A 17,347-nucleotide genomic window follows, 5' to 3' on the forward strand; every position below is an offset into this window, starting at 1 on the left:
GGAATCCCGTGCTCTACTCCCAGCTTCCCGTTCTCACCGACCGGCCGGTGTGCCGTCTGCGCAGCCTGCGGTCGGTCACCCTGAGCGTCCCCGATCCCCTGGCCTCGCGCGATTTCTATCACGAGGTGTGGGGACTGAGCACCGTCGAGGAGGACGGCGACCGGTTCTGGCTCCGCGCCACCGGCACCGAGCACCACGTCCTGAACCTCCGCCGGGGCGACGCGAACGCCCTGGGCGGCTTCAGCTTCGCACTCGGGACACCCCGTGAGGTCGACGACGCCGCCCGCGCACTCGACCGGATCGGTGTACCGCTGCTCCGCGAGCCCGGTCCGCTCGACGACGCCGGCGGCGGTTACGGTCTCGCACTGGTCGATCCGGAGGGACGCACCGTCGAGCTGTCGGCGGACGTCCATGCCGTGTCATCGCAGGAGCCGGCGGGTCGTCGTGCCATCCCGCGCAAGATCGCCCACGTCGTGCTGAACACCACCGACATCGAACGGATCACGGCGTTCTACACCCAGGTCCTCGGAATGCGGGTGTCGGACTGGTCGGAGCGCCAGATGTCGTTCCTCCGGTGCAATTCCGAGCATCACGTCATCGCGCTGAACCAGGCGGCCTGGCCGGCGCTCAACCACGTCGCCTACGAGATGACCTCGATCGACCACTTCATGCGCGGCATCGGCAACCTGCGCTCCCACGGGATCGCCCCGCAGTGGGGACCGGGTCGGCACGGTCCCGGCGACAACACGTTCTCCTATTTCACCGACCCGGCAGGATTGGTCTGCGAATACACGTCCGAGGTCGCGCAGATCGACGAGGACGCCTGGCTGTGCCGGACCTGGCGCCGCACACCGGAACTCTCCGATCAGTGGGGCACCGCGGGCCCGCCGACGACCGCGGTCCGCTCGGCCATGGCCGGCATCCCCGACCACGGCGCGAGCTCCCTGGTGACCCCGCGCGATCCGGACTACTTCATCCATCTGCCCGAGACGGTGGGCGTGGCATGACCACCACCGTCACCGTGCTCGACCGCGTCCACGTCGTCGCGCACCCGTCGAGCCGCGAGATCCGGAGCAGGCACAGCGTGGTGCTGCTCCACGGGATCGGCGGCAGCGCCACGTCGTGCGGCCCGCTTGCCGCGCGGCTGGCCGCCGCCGGTCTCGACTGCTGGTGCCCCGACGCACCCGGATACGGACGTTCGGCTGATCCGCGGCCGGGCATCGGCCCCGTCGAGGAGATGGCCGAACTCATCGAGGTGCTCGTCCCCGGACAGCCGGTCGTACTCCTCGGCACGTCGTGGGGTGGCGTGATCGCCATGGATCTGGCGCTGCGCCGACCCGATCTCGTCACCGCACTCGTCATCGCCGACAGCACCCGCGGTTCCGGCGTCACCACCGAGCGGGCCGCCGGAATGCTCGCGCGCATACCCGATCTCGTCGACCGCGGCGCCGCTGACGTGGCGGCCGACCGCGCCGACGCGCTCACCGCACCGGATTGCGATCCGGCGGTCACCGCCGAGGTCCGCGCCACCATGGCGGGGATACGCGAGCCCGGATTCGCCGCCGCGGCCCGGTACATGGCCGCGACCGATCTCGGACCCGACCTCGTCCGGCTCGCCCGCCCGGCCCTCGTTCTCGTCGGTGCGCACGACACCGCCACCGGCGTCGACGAATCACGCCTCCTCGCCGACGAGATCCCCGGCGCCGAGCTGCGGATCGTCCCCGATGCGGGCCACGCCGCGATCCAGGAGCAACCCGACGTCATCGCCGATCACGTCCTGAGCTTCGTCGGGACGCTGCCGTGAGCGCCGGGACCGTGGTGGTGACCGGCGGCGGACGCGGACTCGGCCGTGCCATCGCCGAACGTCTCGGCGCCGACGGGCACCGGCTTGTGATCGCCGAACGCGACCCGGGCACCGCGTTCGCGGCCGAGGCCGCCTTGCGCGACGCCGGTCATGACGCCCGCGCGGTCGTCACCGACATCGCCGACGTCGACGCCGTCCGCGCGCTCGCCGATCGCCTCGAGACCGACGGCGACCACGTGACCGGCCTCGTCAACAACGCGGCGATCGCCGACGGCGTGGGCGGCGCGACGTTCTTCGACCTCGCCGACGACGAGTTCGGCCGGTTGACCGACGTCAATGTCCGGGGCACCTGGTCGGTCACGAAGTACCTGTGGCCGTTGCTGTCCCGCTCGCGCGGCGCGGTGGTCAACATCGCCTCCGACGTCGCGATGTACGGGTCGCCTCGCCTGGTGCACTATGTGTCGTCCAAGGCGGCGGTCATCGGCATGACGCGATCGATGGCCCGCGACGCCGGACCCCACGGCGTCCGCGTCAATGCCGTTGCGCCCGGCCTGATCCGGGTCGAGGCGACCGAAGGCGTCCCCGAAGACCGCTACCGCACCTACGCCGCCGGACGCGCACTCGACCGCGAACAGACCCCGCAGGACGTCGCCGGGGTGGTCCGCTTCCTGCTGTCCGAGGACGCCGCCTTCGTCACCGGTCAGACCATCGTCGTCGACGGCGGATTCATCTTCCGCTGAGACGCGGTCCCCCGCGCCCAGCCACCCTTCGCCCCGGCCCCCAATCAACCCCGGCCCCCAATCCGCCCCAGCCCCAACCCAGCCCGAGGAGTACCCATGGACCTGCAGCTCGCCGGTCGCCGGCTGCTGATCACCGGCGCGAGCTCCGGGATCGGTCTCGCCACCGCCCGGCTGCTCGCCGAGGAAGGTGCGCGGCTGGCTCTCTGCGCCCGGGACGAGGACCGTCTCCGTTCCGCGACAGCCGATCTCGCCGCCATCACCGATGTGGTCACCGCCTCGTGCGACGTCACCAACCGCGCGTCCGTCGACGCCTTCGTCGCCACCGCCGTGGACCGCCTCGGTGGTCTCGACGGCGTGGTCTGCAACGCCGGGCGGTCGCTCATGCGCACACTCGACGAGACCACCGACGAGGAGATCCGCGACGAGTTCGACCTCAAGATCTTCGGCGCGCTGCACGTCATCCGTGCCACGCGTGCCGCGCTCGCGGCGTCGGACGGCGGCTCCGTGGTGATCGTCAACGCCATCCTGTCCCGACAGCCCGAAACCCGCCTGGCGGTCACCTCGGCAGCCCGGGCGGGCCTGCTGAACCTGTCGAGCTCGCTCGCCGAGGAGCTCGCGAGCGACGGGACGCGGGTCAACTCGGTACTGCTCGGCCTCATCGACACCGGGCAGTGGCAGCGCAGGTTCGCCGCGAGCGGCGCCGAGGACTTCGCGGCCTGGAGCGCGGAGATCGCCGACGACCGCGGAATCGCGCTGGGCCGCTTCGGTTCCGCCGACGAACTCGCCTTCCCCATCGCCACCCTGCTCTCGCCGCGGAACAGCTACACGACCGGCGCAACGCTCGAGGTCGGCGGCGGGGTCCACCGCTATGTCTGACCCAGTCGTGTCCGATCCCAGTCCCGTCCACCCCGGACCAGCCCAGCAACAGGAGACCCATCCGATGACCGAACACACCGGGAACCGCCGCCCGACCGGCGGCGACGTCCTCGTCGACGTGCTACGCCGGCACGGCGTCACCACCGTCTTCGGGGTGATCAGCATCCACAACCTCCCGCTGGTGGAGGCCGTCGACCGCGAGCTCGACTTCGTCGAGATGCGTCACGAGGCGGCCGCGGTGAACGCCGCCGACGGATTCGCCCGCGCGTCCGGCGGTCTCGGCGTCGCACTGACCAGTACCGGTACCGGAGCAGGCAATGCCGCAGGCTCGATGGTGGAGGCACTCACCGCGGGCAGCCGCGTCCTGCACATCACCGGACAGATCGAGAGCGAATTCCTCGCACCCGACCGGCCGGCCGCCAGTCGCGGTGTCATCCACGAGTTCCCGGGCCAGCCGCAGATGCTCGACGCGATCTCGGCGTACGCCACCACCATCACCGAGGCCAAGGACGTCGAGGCCGAACTCGAGACCGCGATCGCGCGGATACTCACCGCACCGTCGGGTCCGGCGAGCGTCGAATGGCCCACGGATCTGCAGTATCTCGCCGCCCCGGATGCCCAGCGGCCGGCGCCGTCGGTCACGGTGTCGACGCCTTCCGCCGACCCCGACGCCATCGCCCGCGCCGCCGACCTTCTGCGCACCGCCGAACGGCCACTGCTCTGGCTGGGTGGCGGCGCGGCCGGAGCGGGTGACCAGGTGGCCGAGCTCGCGCGGAGTCTCGGTGCGGGCATCCTCACCAGCAACTCCGGACGCGGGATCGTCTCCGAGGACGTCCCTCTGGTCATCGGCAACTTCGCCACCACCCCAGCGGTGCGGGCACTGCTCGACGACGCCGACGTACTGCTCGCCGTGGGCACCCATTTCCGGTCGAACGAGACAGCGTCCTATTCACTGTCGTTGCCGGAGAATCTGATCCAGATCGACGTCGAACCGACGACGATCGGACGCGTCTACCCCGCCGCGGTCGGACTCGTCGGCGACGCCGCACAGACGATCACGGCCATCCTCGAGCAGCTCGACGCGGTCGCGACCACCGACGAGTGGCCGGCGCGCGTGACCTCCGTCCGTGAGGAGGTCCGGACAGATCTCGCGACCTACATCGGTGGCTACGCCGAGATCTGCGCCGCGATCCGTGATGCGCTGCCGCGCCGTTCGGTGATCGCCCGCGACGTGACGATCCCATCGAGCCAGTGGGGCAACCGGCTGCTCCCGATCTACGAGCGCGGGACCAACATCTTCCCGCTCGGCGGCGGAATCGGTCAAGGACTCGCCATGGGGATCGGTGCTGCCCATGCCCGACCCGACGTCCCCACCCTCGTGCTGGCCGGTGACGGCGGACTCGCCGTACACCTGGGCGAACTCGCCTCCCTGGCCGGGTCCGGCGCCCCGGTCATCGTGCTCGTCGTCAACGACGGCGGGTACGGAGTGTTGCGGAACATGCAGCAGAAGAACGGCTTCCGACGTTCCGGTGTCGACCTGCACACTCCGCGGTTCGACCTGCTCGCCGCATCGATGGACATCCCCTACCGGCTCGTGCGGGGTCCGGGCGTCATCGCCGAGGCCCTGGCGGACGCGGTGAACCGAGGCGGACCGTCGTTCATCGAGGTGGATGTCGAAGCCATCGAGCCCACTCCCGGCCCGTTCGTCCCGCCCGTGCACGTTCCGTCTGAGCCCGAGCCCTCCGGGACCCAGTCATGACCGCTCCGACCCTCTGGTGGGACGACGAGCTCGCAACGCGGGTGCGTTCCGGTGACCAGGCCCACGTCTTCGCCTCCGGGACCGATGTCGCCGATGCGGTCGCGCTGGCCGTCGAGAACCCGGATCTGGTGCTGAGCCTGATCCTGGCCGAGCCCGCACCCCTCACCGAGGAGACGACGAAGATGCTTCCCTCCGTCCGGGTTCCGACCCTGGTCCTCGCATCCGCGCCGGATGCCGACACCGATCTCGGTGCGGCACAGACGCTTGCGGGTGACATCGACAACGGCGTCTTCGTCGTCCTCGACGGCGCGCCCGTCCCCGCGCACACCGAATGCCGGGAGTCCTTCGAGGAGTGGACCGTCTCGTTCGTCGCGATCGCCGAGGGCCTCGCCGCCCGCGACGGCCGTCTCCTCGCCCAGCCCACACCACTCATCGACGAAGGAGTTCTCCGATGATGACCCGCCCGGCCCGCGAGCCGTACCTCGAGACACACCAAACCCATCCGGAGCCGCTGACACCTTACGAGCTCAAGCTCGCCGGTTCGGTCACCGAGATCTTCACCGCGGGGGCCACGACTCTCGACGAGGTCACCGACGGCCTGAACGCCCTCGGCCTCCACGGACCCGACGGTGGCCCGTGGACCGCCGAGACCTTCCGCGCCGAGATGCGCAGATTGGGGAAATGACATGACCACCACACAGCCCACGTCCGACCAGCGGTCCGCGGGCCGCAGTCGGCCCTCCGCCCGCCGTACTCATACCTACGCCGTGGGCACCCGCCGTCACCTCGACGCCGACGAGATCGCGGCGACCGGCCTCCGGGACCGCTGGTACCCGATCCTCCCCTCACGGATGCTCGAACCCGGGGCCATGGTCCCGGTCCGCCGGCTCGAGGTCGATTGGGTCCTGTTCCGCGACGCGCAGGGACGGGTCCGCATGCTCGAGGACCGCTGCCCGCACCGCAGCGCGCCGCTGTCGGTGGGTCAGCATCTCGGCGACCGCATCGCCTGCGCCTATCACGGCGTACAGGTGGACGGCGAGGGCACCGTCGTGTCGGTTCCGGGGATGCCGGGCTGCGCACTCGAGGGCCGGCGGGCGACGGTGTCGCTGGAGGTGGTCGAGGCGGCCGACACGATCTTCGCCTTCCTGCCGCTGACCGCGGATTCGGTGCCGACCCCGTTCGTCTTGCCGGACCGTCTGTCCGATCCCGAGGTGTCCTGGTTCGGCAACTTCGCCGAGTGGGCGGGCCCGTGGCGGTTCTACATGGACAACGTCCTCGACCCCATGCACGGCGCGTTCTTGCACCGCAACTCGCATTCGATGTTCGGCGGCGACACCTCCGCGCGGTTCCGCATCCGGGAGACCGACCGCGGTTTCTTCTTCGAGAAGACCGACCAGCGCGGCGTCAACTTCGACTGGGTGGAATTCGTCCGCGGATCGATGGACTACGTCGACCTCGAGATCCCGTACGGTCCCGGCGCCGGTCCGGGCGGAGTGTTCGGGATCGTCGGGATGAGCACGCCGATCGACCGGTCGACGTCGGCGATCTTCCATTGGCGCACGCGCCGCGTGAGCGGATGGGAGCGCGAGACCTGGCGGTTCCTGTACCGCACGACGCTGGAGGCCAAGCACTGGGAGGTCCTCGAACAGGACCGGCTCGTCCTGGAGGCGCTCGCCGGTGACGCCGACCGGGAGGAGCACCTCTACCAGCACGATCTCGGGGTCTCCCGGATTCGCCGCATCTATCGCGCCGACGCCGTCGCCCAGGCCGAACGACTCGCGAGCGCGAACGCATGAGCGCCGACGAGACGATGCTGCTGACCGTGGTGTTACGCCACGATCAGAGTCAGGACCTCGAGCAGCTGCAGGGGCGGCTCGACGACCACGACTGGTGGCATGGCTTTCCGCCTGCCGGCTGCGAGATCGTCTCCTGGGTCGTCGCCATGGGGCTCGGACAGGTCGTCACCCTCCGACTCCCGGCCGACCGCCTTCCCGCGGTGAACGTCGAACTCGAACGCCGGGCTTGGGGTGCGTTCGCCACCGACTTCTACCCGACGTACGACTTCGTGCCGGTGCGCGAACGACTGACCCGCGAATCCGACGCCCGACGAGCGGTGACGCCATGAGCCGGGTCGGACATCCCGACGTCGCGGAACCGCCGCGTCGGGACATGTTCAGCAACGCCCGTGTCGTCGGCGACCAGTTCTTCCTGTCGGGGATGCACGCCGGCGGCCCAGACGGCCCGGTCGGGGGCGACGACACCCATGCCCAGGCCGTCGAGACCTTTCGGCGTGTTCGCGCACTGACCGAGGCGTGCGGCGCCACGGTCGACGACATCGTCGCGTTGCGCATCTACGTCACCGACATCGCCGACAAGGCGGCCGTCGGACGCGCCCGGAGCGCGATGTTCTCCGGAGACTTCCCGTGTTCGACCCTCGTCGAGGTGTCGGCACTGGTCGAGCCGGGCCTCAGCGTCGAGGTCGAGGCACAGGGATTCCTCCCGAAGGCCGCACCCGCGGCCGACTAGAATCACTCGAACCGGCGTCAGCCACGCCGACTACACACCGAGGACGCCATCGTGAGCGGACCAACTCTTTCCAACAGCCCCAACAATCCCGCAGCACCCAATCCCTCAGCGGCCATCACCACACCCAACTGGCCGGTGCTGATCCTCGCCTTCGTCGCGGTCGTCCTCGACGGCTACGACACCATCGCCCTGGGCCTCTCGGTGCCGGCGCTCAAGGAGGACTGGGGTGTCCCGGCATCTCACTTCACCCCGGCGCTCTCGCTGACGAGTCTCGGAGTGGCACTCGGCTACATCGCGGTCGGACGGCTCACCGCGCGCTTCGGCTGCCGCAAGGTCATCCTGGCCGCGGTCGTCGTCTTCACCATCGGCAGCATGCTCACGGCCTGGGCCGGCAACATCGTCGAACTGAGCGCGCTCCGCCTGATCACCGGATTCGGTCTCGGCGCAGTCATGCCGGCGGCCGTGGCGCAGGCGACGGCGCTCAACCCCGCCCGGCACCGGCAGTCCATCGCGGTGTTCGTCACGATGGGCATCTCGCTCGGCGCGCTGATCGCCGGTGTCCTCGGGTCACGGCTGGTGACCTCGTACGGCTGGCCGTCGGTGTTCGTCGTCGGCGCGATCGCCTCCGCGCTGCTCCTGCCCTTCCTCTGGCTGTGGCTGCCCGATGAGCGCGCCGTCACCGGCGTGGTCGACGGATCCGACGCCCGTCACCATGCCGCGGTCGCCCGGCTCTTCGACCCGGCCGTCCGCGGACGTACCCTCCTGCTCTGGGGTTTCGCCTTCATGGTGTTCTCGGTCTATTACATCTTCTCGTCGTGGTTGCCCACCCTGCTCACGAGTTACGGGTTCAGCACCGGACTCGCCCCGCTCGGCTCGGCTGCCCTGGGCATCGGGAGCATCGTCGGCGCGGGCATCCTGATCATCGGCGCGACCCGCTTCCGCATGAGCTCCGTGCTCGCGGGGACCACGGTGGCCGCCATCGTCTTCCTGATCCTGTCGGCCTTCCTCGGTGCCGACAAGGCGCTGCTGCTGCTGGTGTTCGGCGGGGTCGGGCTCGGGCTGCAGGCCGGCATGATCGGACAGGCCGCGGTGGCGGTGTCGATCTACCCGCAGGCGACCGCCGCGACCGGAGTCGGCTGGGCGTCCTCGATGGGTCGGCTCGGATCGGTGGTCGGCCCGATCGTCGGCGGCGCCCTGATCGGACTGGGACTGTCCACGAGTGCGATCGTGCTCATCGCCTGCGGCCCGGTCGCGGTCGCACTGGGACTCATCCTGCTGCTCCGTCGCGCGGAACCGACGGTGCCCGACGATACGGCCGGTAGCGAGTCGACCGGATCTGCGCCCCTTCGGGGGCAGGCGGTCGGCGGACAGGCGGTCGGCTGACCGGCCTGACGCGCATCGAGCCTCAGCCGAACGGCGTCTCGACGCCGGCCGTCACCGCCGCGACCACAACAGGTACCCGACCGCGAGCGCGAACACGCCGGGACCCAGACACACCAGATGGTCGCGGGTCACCGCCTCGTCGAGGTCGGCGTCGGAGAGCCCGGCGCGCACCGCGTGCTCGCGCAGGATGAGGCCGGAACGATTAGTGGGTATCGGGATCACGGCACTTGGACGCAGGTCGGCGCCCCTCGGTTCCATCCCCACTCCCAGAGGTGCGAGGAGCGATAGCGCCGCCCTCCGCGAGGAGCGATGGCGCCGCCCTCCGCCCCCTGAGGTGCGAGGAGCGATAGCGCCGCCCCCTGCCCCCTGAGGTGCGAGGAGCGATAGCGACGAGCCTCGAAGGGCCCGCGACCGGCAGACTTCAACTCGACCGATGGACTTCGATCGAGGTCTGGGAGTCGAGTTGAGGTCTGTCGGTCACGAGAGTGGGAGGCGCGCGCCAGGCCCCCTGCTCCCTGAGCCTGAATCCGTGGATGAGGTCTGGTCGGGTGAGGTCGCGGTGTTTGAGTGTCTGATTGTGTTGTGGGCGTGTGGTATTCGCTGACCTTGTGTCAGCTTTTTCACTGGGGTTCCTGGTCGTGGGTGGGCATGTGAGGGTTGAGGGGTCAGGTGGTGTGCACTGCGGCCCACAGGGCGGTGAAGGCGTGTTGGGTGGGCCAGTGGCGGGGTAGGTGCAGGACGGGTGTTCGTGCTGGTCGGGCTAGTCGGGCGGGTATCGCGATGAGTGTGCGGCGCAGCGTTGCGCCGCGGGCGGCGCGGAGTCTGGGGGTGGCGGTGAGTGCGGCGAGGGTGCGCATCAGGTTGTGGCTGATGGCGGTCAACGCCAGCCAGGCGGCGTTGGCGCCGAACATCCCGGAGGGTAGGTGTGCCAGCGGTCCGTCGATGAGGTCGGCGAACACGGTTTCGATGATGGCGTGGCGGCGGTGGGTGATGTCGGCGGTGACGGTGTCGTCGGTGGTGTTGGTGAAAAACGAGTGGTATCGCCAGGCGGGCATCAGGGTGTCGGTGTTGGCGGGGTGGTGGGCTTTGACCCGGCGCACGATGAGTCGGGCGGTGACCGGCTGTGATGACTGGGGTTGCACGGTGTGCAGGGTTTCGGCGACTTCGGCCTCGGAGATCAGTTCGCCGGTGTCGGGGTCGGTGACCGCGCCGGGGTAGTGCACCGGGGTCCAGGCGTCGTCTCCGATCGCGGTGATGGCGCGGGTGATCGCGGTGTTGGTGCGCAGGACCAGCGAGAACGTCGCTGCGAGGCGTTGGCAGGTGCGCATCACCGCGGCGGTGCCATAAGCGGAGTCGCCGCGTACGGTGATCTCCTCGCTTGCCCCACACTGCCGTGCAGTAGTGAGGGTTTCAGCGATCATCTTCGCGGCCCCGCTACCGGAGGCGCAGCGGCCGGCGCGCAGCCAGGCGTTGGCGATCACCGGTGGATGATCGGGTGCGGACAGAGTGGTGATCAGCGGGGACAGACCTTTGCGCAGGAGTTCACGTCCAGCGATCTTGGCGTGCCCGTAGGAGGCTCCGGCCTTGTGGTAGCCGTAGACCGGGCGCAGCAGCGAGTCGATGTCGACAAACACCCGGGACCCGTCGGTGGGTAGCAGGTCAGCGGTGGCGCACATCGCTGGTAGTGCCCGGGTCATCACCGCGTTGAGTTGTCGGGCATGGCCGGGGGTGAACTCGCGCAGCGTTTGTCCGATCGTGGCTGGGGCGTACACGTGGTCGAACAGGCGGGTGTGCCCACCACTGCGAACCATCCCGAGGTCGTCGATACTGTCAGCACCGCAACAGAATCCGGCGATCACGGTCAACAGTTTCGCCTTGAGGTTGGCCCCGGCCGAGGCGACCTGGGTGGTGCCGAGATCGACCCGGTCGTCCAGCAGAGACGCCAACCCGGTCGACTCGGCCACCGCCATGACCGGTACCAGCCCGGCGTGCGACACCAGGTTGTCGTCGTCGAAGACAGCGGATGTGGCGGTGAACTTGTGCGATACTTTCACTGAAAGTGCCTTCTGAGCTGGAATGTTTTGTGTCTCAACACCACCAATCATTCCAGCTCAGAGGGCATTTTCACGTTATCGACACCCCGCACCCATCCACGGATCCAGGCTGAGGCGCGAGGAGCGATAGCGCCGAGCCCTCTGCACCCTGAGGTGCGAGGAGCGATAGCGCCGAACCCCCTGCCCCCTGAGGTGCGAGGAGCGCAAGCGACGAGCCTCGAAGGGTCCGCCCACCCGCAACCGATAATCCGTTGCGCCGCAGCGCTCGACGCTGGCATAGTTCCCGATCGGCACGAGGACCAGCAGGCCGGAGCGGGGTACCGCGATGTGTTTCTGCGCGTCGGAATCCTCGTCCGCCTTCAGATGGCAAGGGATACCACCCGAGCAGGTTCGAGTCCTGACGCGGCACCGCTCCCGGGAGCACGGGCCCGGTTGGTTCTGCGGGCGTCGTCCGGGTCGTTCGCGGCTCCGCGTCGTTCCCCACCGACCGGCCCGCCCGCGAGCGGTGTCGCCATCCGAACTCACCCGCCCCGACAAGCATTGCGACGCAACGGAAAGGAGGATCGCCATGCTGTTCCACAATCGAATGACCGTCCCACCGGGCCACACCGTGCTGGCCTACCGGGGCGCCGAGGTCCAGACGCTCCCCACCGGTCGTCATCGTGTGCGCAAGCCCGACGCGACGCTGAGCGTCGACATGCGCGAGCGCCTGGTCCAGGTCGCACCGCAGGAGGTGCTCACCGCCGACTCCATGGCGGTCCGGATCTCGATGACGTTGCGCGCCCGCGTGATCGACGCCGTCGCCTTCGTCGAGCGGTCCTCCGACCCGATCGGCACGGTGTACCTGACCGCTCAGATCGCGTTGCGTGAGTTCTGTGCCGGCGTGGCCGCGGACGACCTCATCCGCCGCGGCGACACCGTCGACGTCGCACCGATCCGCGCCTCGGCGGCCGAGGCCGCAGGCGCCGTGGGCATGGAAGTGCTCGAGGTCGTCATCCGCGACGTCATCATCCCGGCCGAGGTACGCAGCGCGGCCCTCGATGTGATCACCGCCAAGACCCGCGGTCTGGCAAAGCTGGAGGCGGCTCGGGCGGAGACCGCCGCCCTGCGCGCGCTGGCAAACGCCGGCCGGTTGCTCGACGCCCACCCGGCGCTGGCGCAGCTGCGCCTCGTCGAGGCGGTGCCCTACGGCGCGCGCGTCGTCCTCAGCGTCGGCGGTGCCGAGGTCCCGTCGGACGACTGAGTTCCCGCGGTCGCATTTCCGTCCCGCTTTTCGGATCCGATAAGCGGGACGGAAACCGCGACGCGAGAACGGAATCGGTGAGCGCAGACAGGAGCCCCGGCCGGAACGAATCCGGCCGGGGCCCTTGTTGTCTGCCGGTCACCCGGCGAAAACCCTACTTCGCAGCGAGGTTCTCGTCGGTCAGCTTGGTGACACCCTGCTCGGCCTTCTCGACCAGCGAGGCGGGCGGCTCGAAGTGCTTGCCGTACTTGCCGGCGAGGTCCTTGGCACGCGCGACGAAGCCGGGCACGCCACCCTCGTAACCGTTGATGTACTGGATGACACCACCGGTCCACGCGGGGAAGCCGATACCGAAGATCGAACCGATGTTGGCGTCCGGCACGGAGGTCAGGACACCTTCGTCGAAGCACTTGACGGTCTCGAGGGCCTCGGCGAAGAGCATGCGCTCCTTCATGTCCTCGAGCGGGATCTCCGTGGTGCCCGACTTGAAGTGGTCGCGCAGGCCCGGCCAGAGCTGAGTGCGCTTGCCGTTCTCGTCGTAGTCGTAGAAGCCCTTGCCGTCCTTGCGGGCGGTGCGGCCGTTCTCGACCATCCAGTCGACGACGGCGTTCGAGCCGTGCTGCGGAACTTCCTTGCCCTCGGCCTTGAGCGCTGCCTCGGTCTCCTTGCGGATCTTCTGCGGCAGGGTCAGGGTCAGCTCGTCCATGAGCTGCAGCGGCGCGGCCGGGTAACCGGCCTGGGTGCCCGCATGCTCGATGAACGCCGGTTCGACGCCCTCGCCGACGGCGGCGACGGCCTCGTTGATGAAGGTGCCGATGACACGGCTGGTGAAGAAGCCGCGGCTGTCGTTGACCACGATCGGCGTCTTGCGGATCTGCAGCGTGTAGTCGATGACCTTGGCCAGCACCGCATCCGAGGTCTTCTCACCCTTGATGATCTCCACCAGCGGCATCTTGTCGACCGGCGAGAAGAAGTGGATTCCGATGAAGTCCTCGGACCGCTTCACGCCCTCGGCGAGGATGGTGATCGGCAGGGTCGAGGTGTTGGAGCCCAGGACGGCGTCGGGCTCGACGATGTCCTCGATCTCCTGGAACACCTTGTGCTTGACCTCGACCGACTCGAAGGCGGCCTCGATGACGAGGTCGACGCCCTTGAAGTCGGCGGCGTCGACGGTCGGGTGGATGCGGGCGAGCAGAGCGTCGCTCTTCTCCTGCGTGGTCTTGCCCTTGGCGAGAGCCTTCTCCTCGAGCTTCTCCGAGTAGCCCTTACCGCGCTTGGCAGCATCGAGGTCGATGTCCTTGAGGACCACCTCGATGCCGGCCTTCGCCGACACGTAAGCGATTGCCGCGCCCATCATTCCGGCGCCGATGACGCCGACCTTCTTGGCGGTGAACTTGTCGTAACCCTCGGGGCGCGAGCCGCCGCCGTTGATGTGCTGCAGGTCGAAGAAGAACGCCTTGATCATGTTCTGCGCGACCTGGCCGGTGACCAGCGAGACGAAGTAGCGGGTCTCGATGATGTCGGCGGTGTCGACGTCGACGTACGCGCCCTCGACGGCAGCGGCCAGGATGGCACGCGGAGCCGGCATGTTGGCGCCCTTGATCTGCTTGCGCAGCAGCGCCGGCAGGGCCGGGAGGTTGGCGGCGAACGCCGGGTTGGTGGGGGCACCGCCCGGGATCTTGTAGCCCTTGACGTCGAACGGCTGCTGGGCCTCGGGGTTCTCCTTGATCCATGCCTTGGCGGCGGGGATCAGTTCCTCGATGGAGCCGACGACCTCGTTGACCAGGCCGGTCTCCTTGGCCTTGGTCGGGTTGAAGCGCTGACCCTGGAGCAGGACACCCATGAGGGCGTTCTGGATACCGAGCAAACGGACGGTACGGACGACGCCACCGCCACCGGGCAGCAGGCCGAGGGTGGCCTCGGGCAGACCGATCTGGACACCCTTGACGTCCGCGGCGATGCGGTAGTGGGTGTGCAGCGCGATCTCCAGGCCACCGCCGAGGGCGGCACCGTTGATGGCGGCGACGACCGGCTTGCCCAGGGTCTCGAGACGACGCAGCACCTTCTTCATGCCGTTGGTCGACTCGGTGATCTGCGTGGCGAGCTCCTCCTTGGAGACACCGCTGCGATCGCTGGTCATGTCCTTGAGGTCGCCGCCGGCGAAGAAGGTCTTCTTCGCCGAGGTGAGCACGACACCGGTGATGTCGTCCTTCTCGGCCTCCAGGCGATCGACCGTCGCCGCCATCGACTCCTGATAGAGCGCGTTCATCGTGTTGGCGCCCTGGTTGGGGTCGTCCATGGTCAGGATGACGACGCCGTCGGCGTCTTTCTCCCAGTTGATCATGTTGTCACTCATGGTGATTCGCAGAGTTCTTTCTCGTGAAGTGGCAGGGCCGGGAGAGTCAGAGACGCTCGATGATGGTCGCGACGCCCATGCCGCCACCGATACAGAGGGTGATCAGGCCGTAGCGGCCGCCGGTGCGCTCGAGCTCGTCGAGGCAGGTGCCGTAGATCATGGCGCCGGTGGCACCGAGCGGGTGACCCATGGCGATCGCGCCGCCGTTCACGTTGACCTTCTCGTGCGGGATCTTCAGATCCTTCATCCACTTCATGACGACCGAGGCGAAGGCCTCGTTCAGCTCGAACACGTCGATGTCGTCGACGGTCAGGCCGGCCTTCTTCAGGGCCAGCTCGGTGGCCGGGGTGGGGCCGGTGAGCATGATGGTGGGCTCGCTGCCGATCTCGGCGAAGGAGACGACGCGGGCACGCGGGGTGAGGCCGTTGCGCTTGCCTGCCTCTTCGCTGCCGATGAGCACGAGGCCCGAACCGTCGACGATGCCGGAGCTGTTGCCACCGGTGTGGACGTGGTTGATCTTCTCGACGCTCGGGTACTTCTGCAGGGCGACGTCGTCGAAGCCGGCCATGTCGGCGAGGGCGGCGAAGGCGGCCTTCAGCTTGCCGAGGCTCTCGACGGTCGAACCCGGGCGACGGTGCTCGTCGTGATCGAGGATCGTGACGCCGTTGATGTCCTTGACCGGAACCACGGACTTGGTGAAGTAGCCGCTGTTCCATGCCTTTTCGGCGCGAGCCTGCGACTCGGCGGCGTAGGCGTCGACGTCCTCGCGCGAGAAGCCCTCGATGGTGGCGATCAGGTCGGCACCGATGCCCTGCGGGACGATGTAGTGGTCGTATGCGGTGGCCGGGTCGGTGAAGAGTGCACCGCCGTCGCTGCCCATCGGGACGCGCGACATCGACTCGACGCCACCGGCGAGAACCAGGTCGTCGAAGCCGGACGCGACCTTGGCCGCGGCGAGGTTGGTGGCTTCCAGGCCGGAGGCGCAGAAGCGGTTGATCTGGGTGCCGGGGACGGTCTCCGGGAGGCCGCTGTTGAGGGCGGCGGTGCGCGAGATGACCGCACCCTGCTCGCCGACCGGGGAGACGACACCGAGGATGACGTCGTTGACGTCTGCCGGATCGAGGCCGCCGTGACGCGACAGGACCTCGTTGATGAGACCGGAGACCAGGTCGACCGGCTTCACGCTGTGCAGCGAGCCGCCGCGCTGCTTGCCACGAGGCGTACGGATCGCCTCGTAGATGAATGCTTGATCAGGCACGAAAGTGTTCCTTTCACACGAACCACTGGTTGGTTACCCACCGAGGCTAACGCGGAATAACTTATTTGGCTATACCCGGTGGTCAAGAGGTCTGGTGTTCTGTCGAATGTGCGCTATGGTCTGTTCACCATGCCTGACCGCAAACCCACCTCTCGCACCCGGGGCGCCGACCGCAAGCGACAACTCGTCGACTCCGCGGCCGCGCTCTTCCTGCAGCGTGGGTACGCGCAGGTGTCGCTCGCCGACATCGCGCGCTCGGCAGGCGTCACCGCGCCGTCGGTGTATCGGCACTTCGATGACAAGCAGTCCCTGCTCGCCGCCGCGGTCCTGGCCGGCGTCGACGACCTCGAGTCCTGTACGGATCGGGCCCTCACCGGCAGCGGGGACACGAGCTCGCTGATCTCGACGGTCTGCGACCTGGCCGTGCAGCGCCCGCAGGCGGCGTCGCTGTGGCGGTGGACCAGCAACTACCTGACCACCGAGCAGAACAAGCAGGTGGCGATCCGCACCCGCGAGGTGATCGGTCACTGGGCGACCGCGCTCGCCGCCCGGCGCACGGATCTTTCCGAGCGCGAGGCCGTGCAGCTGGCGTGGGCGATCCTGAGCGTCAGCGGCAGCCTCACCGTGCACCACACGCGCATGTCCGGGGCGCGTGCGCGTGACGAGATCGAGAAGCTCATCCGTCGGATCCTCGCCCTGAGCCCCGCTGCGGCTCCACCGTTCGCGACCTCGCCGACGGTCACCTCGGTGCCGGGCTCGCGTCGCGACGAGATCCTCGACGCGGCGGCCGAGCTCTTCGCCGACCGCGGGTACACCGACGTCGGCGTCGACGAGATCGGCGGCGCCGTCGGCATCGCCGGCCCCAGTGTCTACAAACACTTCCCGTCGAAGCTCGCCATCCTCGTCGCCATCGGTCAGCGCAGCGGGGCACGACTGGAGGCCGGGGTGATGGCCGTGTACGGCGCGACCTCTGATCCCGCGAAACTCCTTGCCGGTCTGGTCGATTCCTACGTCGAGACCATCACCAGCACTCCGGATCTGTCGGTGAGCTTCAACAACTCCCCCGCACTCGCCGGCCAGGCCAGCGCCACCGACCTCGTCGATGTCCAGCGACGCTACGTGGCGCGCTGGGTGGATCTGCTCATGCAGGTCGACCCGGAGATCAAGCGCGATCAGGGCGCGGTCGCCGTGCACGCCGCGCTCTCGATCGTCAACGACGCCGTGCGCATGCGGCGCGGCTCGGACAGTCCGCAGTTCGCCGCCCGAATGGCCTATCTCATGAAAGGCGTACTCGCGCTCTGATCCGCGCAGACCGGGGACTGTGCAGCGAAGGGGCACTCGAACTCAG

17 protein-coding genes are annotated in these 17,347 nt (G+C 68.8%); 13 read left to right on the plus strand and 4 right to left on the minus strand.

Translation table 11 applies throughout. From position 1 onward, the window contains the following. The first annotated feature begins 8 nt into the window (after nucleotides 1-8). From AC3B5T_RS05285 to AC3B5T_RS05335, 11 genes are all read left to right on the plus strand, one after another. On the plus strand, nucleotides 9-1,007 hold the full coding sequence (locus tag AC3B5T_RS05285) for a VOC family protein (protein WP_010843286.1): 999 nt from the start codon (nucleotides 9-11) through the stop codon (nucleotides 1,005-1,007). Beyond that, the gene (locus tag AC3B5T_RS05290) at nucleotides 1,004-1,804 is read left to right on the plus strand and encodes an alpha/beta fold hydrolase (protein ID WP_055475622.1); all 801 of its coding nucleotides are present in this window, start codon (nucleotides 1,004-1,006) and stop codon (nucleotides 1,802-1,804) included. Before AC3B5T_RS05285 ends, AC3B5T_RS05290 begins: the two co-directional genes overlap by 4 nt. Beyond that, entirely contained in the window at nucleotides 1,801-2,544 is a 744-nt protein-coding gene (locus tag AC3B5T_RS05295; protein ID WP_055475621.1) for an SDR family oxidoreductase, read from the plus strand. Before AC3B5T_RS05290 ends, AC3B5T_RS05295 begins: the two co-directional genes overlap by 4 nt. 96 nt (nucleotides 2,545-2,640) lie before the next feature. Continuing rightward, nucleotides 2,641-3,420 carry an SDR family oxidoreductase gene (locus AC3B5T_RS05300; protein ID WP_055475620.1) on the plus strand — a complete coding sequence of 260 codons (780 nt, stop codon included), beginning with the start codon at nucleotides 2,641-2,643 and terminating at the stop codon, nucleotides 3,418-3,420. A gap of 64 nt (nucleotides 3,421-3,484) precedes the next feature. Beyond that, nucleotides 3,485-5,179, plus strand: coding sequence for a thiamine pyrophosphate-binding protein (locus AC3B5T_RS05305; protein ID WP_055475686.1), 1,695 nt, complete (start codon nucleotides 3,485-3,487; stop codon nucleotides 5,177-5,179). Then, on the plus strand, nucleotides 5,176-5,634 hold the full coding sequence (locus AC3B5T_RS05310) for an alpha/beta fold hydrolase (RefSeq protein WP_010843281.1): 459 nt from the start codon (nucleotides 5,176-5,178) through the stop codon (nucleotides 5,632-5,634). The genes AC3B5T_RS05305 and AC3B5T_RS05310 overlap by 4 nt, the downstream gene beginning before the upstream one ends. Next, entirely contained in the window at nucleotides 5,631-5,864 is a 234-nt protein-coding gene (locus AC3B5T_RS05315; protein WP_004018951.1) for a recombinase-like helix-turn-helix domain-containing protein, read from the plus strand. The genes AC3B5T_RS05310 and AC3B5T_RS05315 overlap by 4 nt, the downstream gene beginning before the upstream one ends. Before the next feature lies 1 nt (nucleotide 5,865). Continuing rightward, complete coding sequence (locus AC3B5T_RS05320; RefSeq protein ID WP_055475619.1) at nucleotides 5,866-6,975, plus strand: Rieske 2Fe-2S domain-containing protein; 1,110 nt, start codon at nucleotides 5,866-5,868, stop codon at nucleotides 6,973-6,975. Beyond that, on the plus strand, nucleotides 6,972-7,304 hold the full coding sequence (locus AC3B5T_RS05325; protein WP_010843278.1) for a hypothetical protein: 333 nt from the start codon (nucleotides 6,972-6,974) through the stop codon (nucleotides 7,302-7,304). The genes AC3B5T_RS05320 and AC3B5T_RS05325 overlap by 4 nt, the downstream gene beginning before the upstream one ends. Further along, a complete protein-coding gene (locus AC3B5T_RS05330) occupies nucleotides 7,301-7,705 on the plus strand; it encodes a RidA family protein (protein WP_010843277.1) in 405 nt (134 codons plus the stop codon). The genes AC3B5T_RS05325 and AC3B5T_RS05330 overlap by 4 nt, the downstream gene beginning before the upstream one ends. Before the next feature lie 51 nt (nucleotides 7,706-7,756). Further along, nucleotides 7,757-9,088 (plus strand): MFS transporter, encoded by a 1,332-nt coding sequence (locus tag AC3B5T_RS05335; protein WP_156354219.1) that lies wholly within the window; start codon nucleotides 7,757-7,759, stop codon nucleotides 9,086-9,088. A gap of 51 nt (nucleotides 9,089-9,139) precedes the next feature. On the opposite strand, the gene AC3B5T_RS05340 is transcribed toward AC3B5T_RS05335, so the two are convergent. Then, nucleotides 9,140-9,346, minus strand: coding sequence for a hypothetical protein (locus tag AC3B5T_RS05340; protein WP_055475618.1), 207 nt, complete (start codon nucleotides 9,344-9,346; stop codon nucleotides 9,140-9,142). Nucleotides 9,347-9,753: 407 nt separating this feature from the next. Beyond that, nucleotides 9,754-11,142, minus strand: coding sequence for an IS1380 family transposase (locus AC3B5T_RS05345; RefSeq protein ID WP_488358381.1), 1,389 nt, complete (start codon nucleotides 11,140-11,142; stop codon nucleotides 9,754-9,756). A 568-nt stretch (nucleotides 11,143-11,710) separates the two neighbouring features. Between AC3B5T_RS05345 and AC3B5T_RS05350 the strand changes: the two genes are divergently transcribed. After that, nucleotides 11,711-12,385, plus strand: coding sequence for a slipin family protein (locus AC3B5T_RS05350; RefSeq protein ID WP_055476386.1), 675 nt, complete (start codon nucleotides 11,711-11,713; stop codon nucleotides 12,383-12,385). A 154-nt stretch (nucleotides 12,386-12,539) separates the two neighbouring features. On the opposite strand, the gene AC3B5T_RS05355 is transcribed toward AC3B5T_RS05350, so the two are convergent. Together AC3B5T_RS05355 and AC3B5T_RS05360 are read right to left on the minus strand one after the other, a co-directional pair. Further along, entirely contained in the window at nucleotides 12,540-14,741 is a 2,202-nt protein-coding gene (locus AC3B5T_RS05355; protein ID WP_055476387.1) for a 3-hydroxyacyl-CoA dehydrogenase NAD-binding domain-containing protein, read from the minus strand. Nucleotides 14,742-14,787: 46 nt separating this feature from the next. After that, nucleotides 14,788-15,999 (minus strand): acetyl-CoA C-acetyltransferase, encoded by a 1,212-nt coding sequence (locus tag AC3B5T_RS05360; RefSeq protein ID WP_004018964.1) that lies wholly within the window; start codon nucleotides 15,997-15,999, stop codon nucleotides 14,788-14,790. Nucleotides 16,000-16,128: 129 nt separating this feature from the next. Between AC3B5T_RS05360 and AC3B5T_RS05365 the strand changes: the two genes are divergently transcribed. Next, a complete protein-coding gene (locus AC3B5T_RS05365) occupies nucleotides 16,129-17,301 on the plus strand; it encodes a TetR/AcrR family transcriptional regulator (protein ID WP_055476428.1) in 1,173 nt (390 codons plus the stop codon). Nucleotides 17,302-17,347 lie beyond the last annotated feature (46 nt).

The organism is Gordonia sp. G4, assembly GCF_057770005.1.

Coding starts and splice junctions, on each gene's coding strand:
- AC3B5T_RS05290 (WP_055475622.1), top strand. CDS start 1,004: ATGACCACCACCGTCACCGTGCTCGACCGCGTCCACGTCGTCGCGCAC.
- AC3B5T_RS05300 (WP_055475620.1), top strand. CDS start 2,641: ATGGACCTGCAGCTCGCCGGTCGCCGGCTGCTGATCACCGGCGCGAGC.
- AC3B5T_RS05305 (WP_055475686.1), top strand. CDS start 3,485: ATGACCGAACACACCGGGAACCGCCGCCCGACCGGCGGCGACGTCCTC.
- AC3B5T_RS05310 (WP_010843281.1), top strand. CDS start 5,176: ATGACCGCTCCGACCCTCTGGTGGGACGACGAGCTCGCAACGCGGGTG.
- AC3B5T_RS05315 (WP_004018951.1), top strand. CDS start 5,631: ATGATGACCCGCCCGGCCCGCGAGCCGTACCTCGAGACACACCAAACC.
- AC3B5T_RS05320 (WP_055475619.1), top strand. CDS start 5,866: ATGACCACCACACAGCCCACGTCCGACCAGCGGTCCGCGGGCCGCAGT.
- AC3B5T_RS05325 (WP_010843278.1), top strand. CDS start 6,972: ATGAGCGCCGACGAGACGATGCTGCTGACCGTGGTGTTACGCCACGAT.
- AC3B5T_RS05330 (WP_010843277.1), top strand. CDS start 7,301: ATGAGCCGGGTCGGACATCCCGACGTCGCGGAACCGCCGCGTCGGGAC.
- AC3B5T_RS05340 (WP_055475618.1), bottom strand. CDS start 9,346: ATGGAACCGAGGGGCGCCGACCTGCGTCCAAGTGCCGTGATCCCGATA.
- AC3B5T_RS05350 (WP_055476386.1), top strand. CDS start 11,711: ATGCTGTTCCACAATCGAATGACCGTCCCACCGGGCCACACCGTGCTG.
- AC3B5T_RS05355 (WP_055476387.1), bottom strand. CDS start 14,741: ATGAGTGACAACATGATCAACTGGGAGAAAGACGCCGACGGCGTCGTC.
- AC3B5T_RS05365 (WP_055476428.1), top strand. CDS start 16,129: ATGCCTGACCGCAAACCCACCTCTCGCACCCGGGGCGCCGACCGCAAG.